Genomic DNA, 6,609 nt, shown 5'->3' with positions numbered 1-6,609 from the left:
AATGGTCCGCCGCAAGTCCGACGGCCACGCCCTCATCTACTGGGGCAAGGGCGACGGCACCTACACCAACCCCACCGACGCCGGCGGCGGCTGGGACGCCTACGACGCGATCACCGGCATCGGCGACATCAACAACAACGGCGTCGCCGACCTCATGGTCCGCCGCAAGTCCGACGGCCACGCCCTCATCTACTGGGGCAAGGGCGACGGCACCTACACCAACCCCACCGACGCCGGCGGCGGCTGGGACATCTACGCCTGACCTCGATTCCTCATGACGGCCCGTCGGTTCCTTCGGCGGGCCGTTCGGGCTGGTCCAGGCAAGTGGTGGGCGGGCTGGCGCCCCGGCTGTCGCGTCGGGTGGCCGACACTCCCACCGCACATCGACGAACGCCCGTCATCGCTCGGCGGGCGCCGCCCCGACCGGCCGGTACCGCCGATGGCCGGTACCGCCGCGACCGGGGCGGTTGTGCATCTGCCGGCCGCCGCCATCGAGGAGGGCTGCGACCTCTCTTCGATGAGCGGCATCCCGGCCCGCACCGCTTACCGTCCGCTGCCGGCCTGACGGCCCGGCCTCACTTCAGGTGCCGGGCGAAGAACCGGGCCGCGTCGTCCCCCGCGAACTGCGGGACGCCGGTGTGCCCGCCCATGTTGGCGTGCAGCGTCTTCTCCCTGGAGCCGAAGGCGTCGAACAGATCAAGGGCCGCCTGCCGGTCGTTCCCTTCGTCGTCCCACTGCAGCAGGACGTGCAGCGGAATGGTGACCTGGCGGGCCTCCTCGAACATGGCGCGAGGGACGAAACTCCCGGCGAACAGAACGGCGGCCGAGATGCGCGGCTCGACCACCGCCAGCCGGGTCCCGATGGAGATCACTCCCCCCGAGTACCCGACCGGGCCGCCGATCTCGGGCAGCGAGAGGAGGGCGTCCAGGGCGGTCTGCCATTCCGGGACGGCCCTTTCGACCAGCGGGAGGACGAGGGCGTCGACGATCTCGTCGCCGACCGGCTCGCCGGCCTCCATGGCCCGGCGCAGGTCTGCGCGGGCCTGCTCGGCGGCGGCCCAGCGGGGCCGGTCACCGCTCCCGGGGAGCTCGATGGTGGCCGCGGCGAAGCCGTCCGCCGCGGCGTGCCGGGCCCGCCCCGCCAGCCGGGGGTACATCTTGTGCAGTCCGAGCGGGGGGTGGCCGAGCAGGATCAGCGGCGCCGGTGCGGACGCGGATGCCGATCCGGGCGTCCACAGGATGCCGGGGATCTCACCGAGGGTGAATTCGCGTTCGAGGACGCCGTCGTCGAGGCGCTGTTCAGACGTGAATCGCATGGTCGTGCCTTTCGGGAGTGCTCGTGAACGGCGCTCCCGGACGACCTACCGCCCGACCGTGACCCCGGAGAGGAGCACCCATGTCGATACTGCGTTCACGGGTACCACCTCCTCGTTCTCTCGCACGGCCTCCGGAAAGCTAGCAGTGGTCGCCGTGGTTCGCCAACGGGTTTGTGCGTGGCTCCGTGGCGCGACGAGTGGCCAGGGGCGCCCGGATCCCGCTCCGACCCAGGTCACCGGATTCCGGTGGCTCCGGCCACCCATGCGGCGATGACCGGCGCGTCGGGCTCGTGCTGCCGCCAGGCCTCGTTGAGGCGCACGAGCCGGTCCGCGGCGGCGATGCCGCGCAGCGAGGCGACCTTGCCGTCGCTGACTTCGAACGCCACGACGCCCACGACCCGGTCGTCGACCACGGCGAGGACGGCCGGGGAGCCGTTGACCGGCGCGATGTGGAACGCGGGGGTGCCGCCGGCCAGCCGAAGCTTCGCCGGAGTGGGCTTGAAGCCGGCCCGCACGAAGGAGGCGACGCGCTCGCGCGTCCGGTACCGCAGCAGCCGCCTGGCCAGTCCGGCGCCGTCCGAGACCGCGGTCGCGTCGGCGGTGAGCAGCTCTACCAGCCGTTCGGTGCGCCCCGACGTGGCGGCGGCGAGGAACTCCTCGACGATCCGGCGCGCGGAGGCGGGGTCGACCTCGTCGCCGCTGCGGCGCTCGGCGGCGACCCGGCGTCGGGCCCGGTGGACGTGCTGCTGGCTGGCGGACTCGGTGATGTCGAGGATTCCGGCGATTTCGGCGTGGGGGTAGGAGAAGGCCTCGCGCAGGACGTACGCGGCGCGCTCGACCGGTGAGAGGCGCTCCATGAGGGTCAGGACGGCCAAGGACACCGATTCGCGCTGCTCGAAGGTGTCGGCAGGGCCGAGCATCGGGTCGCCTTCGAGGAGTGGCTCGGGCATCCGGTCTCCGACGGCGCGCTCATGGCGCGCCTGCGCCGAGCGGAGCCGGTCGAGGCAGAGGTTGGTGACGACCTTGGTCAGCCACGCCTCGGGCACCTCGATGCGTTCCCGGTCGGCGGCCTGCCAGCGCAGGAACGCGTCCTGTACGGCGTCCTCGGCGTCGGCCGCCGATCCGAGCAGACGGTACGCGAGCGAGGCCAGCCGGCCCCGGCCGGCCTCGAACCGATCGATGGCTGCGCTGTCCATGCGGAGCAGCCTATGCGGCGACCCTCGCACCGGCCCGGTCGGGCGCGGTGGCCAGGCGGCGCTTGCGCTTCGGCATGCCGAAGGTCGGGTGGGCGATGCCCCACCCGGCCCCCTTGAGCACGCCCGACTTGAGCCGCGCGGCGGTCCGGCCGCCCAGGTACCAGGACTTCGACCGGACGTCCCCGTCCACCATCTGGAAGATCGCGTCCCGCCGCCCGAGGCTGATGTGGTTGCCGTGGTACTTCAGCCCGGTGGTCGGGACCTTGCTGTCCGTCAGGCGCGCGATGATCGCGGCGGTCGCCTGCAGGGTGGTGGATCCGGCCGAGGCGCAGGACATCGGCAGCGGCCGCCCGTTCTCGCCGATCGCGTAGGCGCAGTCGCCGGCGGCGTAGACGTCCGGGTGCGAGACCGAGCGCATGGTGCGGTCGACGACGATCTGGCCGGTCTCGGCGACCTCCAGGCCGCCGGCGGCCGCGATGGGGTGCACGGCGAACCCGGCCGACCACACCGTCACGTCGGCCGGGATGGACGTACCGTCGGCGGCGATCGCCCGTGTCGGCTCGACGGCTTCGATGCCGGTGTGCTCGTGGACGGTGATGCCGAGCCGGTCGAAGGCCTGGCGCAGGTGACGGCGGGCCTTCGGGGAGAGCCAGGCGCCCGGCTCGCCGCGGGCGGCGAGCGCGACCGAGAGGTCGGGCCGGGACTCCGCGAACTCGGTGGCGGCCTCGATGCCGGTCAGCCCCTCACCGACGACCAGCACGGTGCCGCCCTCGCCCAGGCCGGCCAGGCGCTCGCGCAGACGCAGCGCCGAGGACAGGCCGGTCACGTCGAAGGCGTGCTCGGCCACGCCGGGGACGCCATGGTGGGCCACGGAGCTGCCGAGCGTGTAGAGAAGCGTGTCGTACGCGATCTCGCCGTCGCCGTCCTTGCCGGTCACGGCGACGGTCCTGCGCTCGGGGTCGACGCCGGTGACGCGCGCCAGGCGCAGCCGCACCCCGGTGCCCGCGAACACGTCGGCGAGCTTGCGGAACGCGAGGTCCCGGCCGGTCGCGAGCTGGTGGAGCCGCATGCGCTCGACGAAGTCGGGTACGGCGTTGACGACGGTGATCTCCGCGTCGGCGGGCGAGAGCCGACGGGCCAGGTTCCCGGCGGCGAAGGCCCCGGCGTATCCGGCGCCGAGTACGACGATGCGGTGCTTCATGGCGTTGCTCCTGTCTCGTTCGCGTGCCCCTTGAACGAGACGGCGCCCCGATTGCTGACAGGAGCCGGGTGTGACGCGGGTCACTGATTCACAGGTCCGACCGTTCGCTCCGCATGGCCTCTCGGGGGTGGGAACGATGCCTACGGCGTGCCGGGAAGACGGACCGTCACAAGGAGACCGCCGGCGGGGCGGGGGACGAGGTCGAGGGTGCCGTCGTGGGCGCGGACGATGCTGTGCACGATGGCCAGGCCGAGGCCGACGCCGGCGTGCTCGTCGGTGCGCACGCGTTCCGTTCCGCGGTGGAAGGGTTCGGTGAGGGTCGGTACCAGGTCCGGTGGGAGCCGACGGCCCGTGTTCTCGACCCGCAGCACGCTCGTGTCGCCGTCCGCCTCGGTGTGGACCGTCACGGTGCCGCCGGCGGGGAGGTTGTGGACGATGGCGTTCTGGACGAGGTTCGTCACCATCCGCAGCATGAGCTCCGCGGAGCCGCTGGTCCGGGCCGCCCCGCCGGTGACGTCGAGCGTGATCCGGCGCCGTTCGGCGAGGGGAAGCAGCGTTTCGGCGGCTTCTTCGGCGATGAGGGAGAGGTCGACGCTCTCGCGGGTGAGGTTTCCGCGGTCGCCGCGGCTGAGCAGCAGGAGGGCCTCGGTGAGGTCGATCGCCCGCGTGTTGACGGCGTGCAGGCGTTCGATGAGTTCATCCCGGTCCCGCGTGGGGTCCTTGCGGGCGACGTCGAGGAGCGTCCGCGAGATCGCCAGCGGGGTGCGCAGTTCGTGGGAGGCGTTCGCTGCGAACCTCTGCTGCTCGGCGACGTGGGACTCGAGTTGCTCGAGCATCGAGTCGAACGCGTCGGAGAGTTCGCGGAACTCGTCCTGGCGGCCCTTCATGCGGATCCGGTGGGACAGCGACCCGGTCCCGGCCGTCCGTGCCGCATCCGTGATCCGGGTGAGTGGTGCGAGCATCCGGCCGGCGAGGACCCACCCTCCCACGAGGCCGAGCACCAGCAGGAACACCAGCACTGCGGCCGCCCTCGGAGCGAAGACGTGCAGGAGGTTGGACCGGATGGGAAAGACGCCGGGGGTGAGGGTGCCGGTGGAGCCGGGGACGATGAGCGCACGATCGGGGACGTACCGCAGGAGGAACACCCACACCGCCGCGAGCAGCACGACGCCGGCGAGCATGAGGAAGCCGGCGTAGCTGAGAGTGAGCTTGAGGCGAACGCTCAACCCGGGCGCTCTATCCACGGTCTCCTCCCTCGGGTCCGGCCTCCGGTTGCGTGTCGATGCGGTAGCCGACGCCGGGCACCGTGGCGATGATCCATGGTTCGCCGAGCCGTTTGCGCAGGGCGGAGACGGTGATGCGCACGGCGTTGGTGAGGGGGTCGGCGTTCTCGTCCCAGGCCCGTTCCAGCAGCTCCTCGGCGCTGACGACACCGCCCTCGGCGGCGACGAGGACGTCCAGCACGGCGAACTGTTTGCGGGTGAGCGCGACGTAGCGTCCGTCGCGGAAGACCTCCCGGCGGAAGGGGTCGAGCCGCAGGCCCGCGATCTCGCGGACCGGGGGCCGGGCGTACGCGCGTCTGCGGTCGAGCGCCCTCAGCCGCAGGACGAGCTCGCGCAGGTCGAACGGTTTGGTGAGGTAGTCGTCGGCGCCGAGTTCGAACCCGGAGGCCTTGTCGTCGATCCGGTCGGCAGCGGTGAGCATGAGGATCGGGATGCCGCTGCCGGAGGCGACGATGCGCCGGGCGATCTCGTCGCCGGAGGGGCCGGGGATGTCGCGGTCGAGGACCGCGAGGTCGTAGGAGTGGACGCTGAGCAGTTCCAGGGCGGAGTCGCCGTCGCCGGCGATGTCGGCGGCGATCGCCTCCAGCCGCAGCCCGTCACGGACGGCTTCGGCCAGGTAGGGCTCGTCCTCCACGATCAGTACGCGCATGTCGGAAGCCTAAGCAGCAGGCCGTATCGCCGACGTATGCAGGGACGTGTGCACCACCGGACGCGACTCAGCCTGCCGGTGCCGGCACGGGGCGAGACTCGTCCGACGGCGCTTGCGCCGTGGTGCACCACCAGCGGCGCGACGCCAGCGCGGCCAGCACGGCGCCGGCGGCGTTGACCAGGACGTCGTCCACGGAGGACACCCGGTCCAGCCGCAGGACGTACTGCGCGGTTTCGACCAGGATGGAGCAGCCCGCCCCGAGTGCCAGGATCCGCGGCACGGACGCCAGCGCCGCGAAACGCATCGGGGCGAAGAACCCCAGCGCCGCGAAGACGAGCAGGTTGCCGGCGATCCCGAGCGGCCCCATCGTGACCAGGTCCCGCAGCGGTACCAGGCTCACCCGGGCGGGGGCGGTCCCGGCCCCGGCGCCCGGCATCATGGTCAGCCACAGGAACGGCACCGTCCCGTGGACCATGCCCACCTCGGCCAGCGACGTCCGCCAGGCGGATGCGAGGCCGGCGGCACGCCGACGGCGCGCCAGCGCCCACACCACCAGCGCGGCCAACGGCACCGTGACCAGCGTCATGAGCACCACGCCGTTGAACGTGTCGAAGCAGCCGTGCCACCGCCCGGCCATGCACCTCGGAGCGGACATCATGAGCGGCCGCCGCACGACGAACGCGGCGCTCGCCATGGCGAGGACCGCCAGGCCGAGGAGCACGATCCTGCGCGCGCGGCGGGGCGGTGCCGACAGGGCTGCGTTCTGAGTCATGCCCCCATGGGAGCCGAAGGGCCGTTGTGGTGGCGTATGCGATTTTCGATACGCGCGCGATACACGGAGTCCCCGGCATCAAGGAACGGGCGCAAGCCGGCAGTCGACCGGGTTCGGTCCGGCGAGCCTCCGCACGGTAGGCGTGGTGCGGCGGGAACGCCCGGTCGTTGTGCGGCGAATTCGTGATTCGCG

General features: G+C 72.3%; 7 protein-coding genes. 1 reads left to right on the top strand and 6 read right to left on the bottom strand.

All coding sequences use genetic code 11. From position 1 onward, the window contains the following. On the top strand, nucleotides 1-262 hold a 262-nt coding region (locus AB0P35_RS19360), incomplete at its 5' end, for a VCBS repeat-containing protein (protein WP_363512053.1). A 313-nt stretch (nucleotides 263-575) separates the two neighbouring features. Here the strand turns inward: AB0P35_RS19360 and AB0P35_RS19355 are convergent. The 6 genes from AB0P35_RS19355 to AB0P35_RS19330 all read right to left on the bottom strand — a co-directional run bounded on the left by AB0P35_RS19355 (nucleotide 576) and on the right by AB0P35_RS19330 (nucleotide 6,417). After that, on the bottom strand, nucleotides 576-1,316 hold the full coding sequence (locus AB0P35_RS19355) for an alpha/beta hydrolase (protein ID WP_363512051.1): 741 nt from the start codon (nucleotides 1,314-1,316) through the stop codon (nucleotides 576-578). A gap of 233 nt (nucleotides 1,317-1,549) precedes the next feature. After that, nucleotides 1,550-2,512 (bottom strand): sigma-70 family RNA polymerase sigma factor, encoded by a 963-nt coding sequence (locus AB0P35_RS19350; RefSeq protein ID WP_363512049.1) that lies wholly within the window; start codon nucleotides 2,510-2,512, stop codon nucleotides 1,550-1,552. Between the two features lie 10 nt (nucleotides 2,513-2,522). Further along, nucleotides 2,523-3,713: an FAD-dependent oxidoreductase gene (locus AB0P35_RS19345; RefSeq protein ID WP_363512047.1), complete on the bottom strand. Its 1,191-nt coding sequence runs from the start codon at nucleotides 3,711-3,713 to the stop codon at nucleotides 2,523-2,525. 140 nt (nucleotides 3,714-3,853) lie between these two features. Further along, nucleotides 3,854-4,957, bottom strand: coding sequence for a HAMP domain-containing sensor histidine kinase (locus tag AB0P35_RS19340; RefSeq protein WP_363512045.1), 1,104 nt, complete (start codon nucleotides 4,955-4,957; stop codon nucleotides 3,854-3,856). After that, the gene (locus AB0P35_RS19335; RefSeq protein ID WP_363512043.1) at nucleotides 4,950-5,645 is read right to left on the bottom strand and encodes a response regulator transcription factor; all 696 of its coding nucleotides are present in this window, start codon (nucleotides 5,643-5,645) and stop codon (nucleotides 4,950-4,952) included. The genes AB0P35_RS19340 and AB0P35_RS19335 overlap by 8 nt, the downstream gene beginning before the upstream one ends. A gap of 67 nt (nucleotides 5,646-5,712) precedes the next feature. Beyond that, nucleotides 5,713-6,417 carry a VanZ family protein gene (locus tag AB0P35_RS19330; RefSeq protein ID WP_363512041.1) on the bottom strand — a complete coding sequence of 235 codons (705 nt, stop codon included), beginning with the start codon at nucleotides 6,415-6,417 and terminating at the stop codon, nucleotides 5,713-5,715. Nucleotides 6,418-6,609 lie beyond the last annotated feature (192 nt).

The sequence above is a fragment of the Kitasatospora sp. NPDC085879 genome (assembly GCF_040686255.1).
Lineage (GTDB): Bacteria > Actinomycetota > Actinomycetes > Streptomycetales > Streptomycetaceae > Kitasatospora.
Note: the sequence above shows the minus strand (reverse complement) of the source record. Positions and strands in the feature narration are given on the sequence as shown.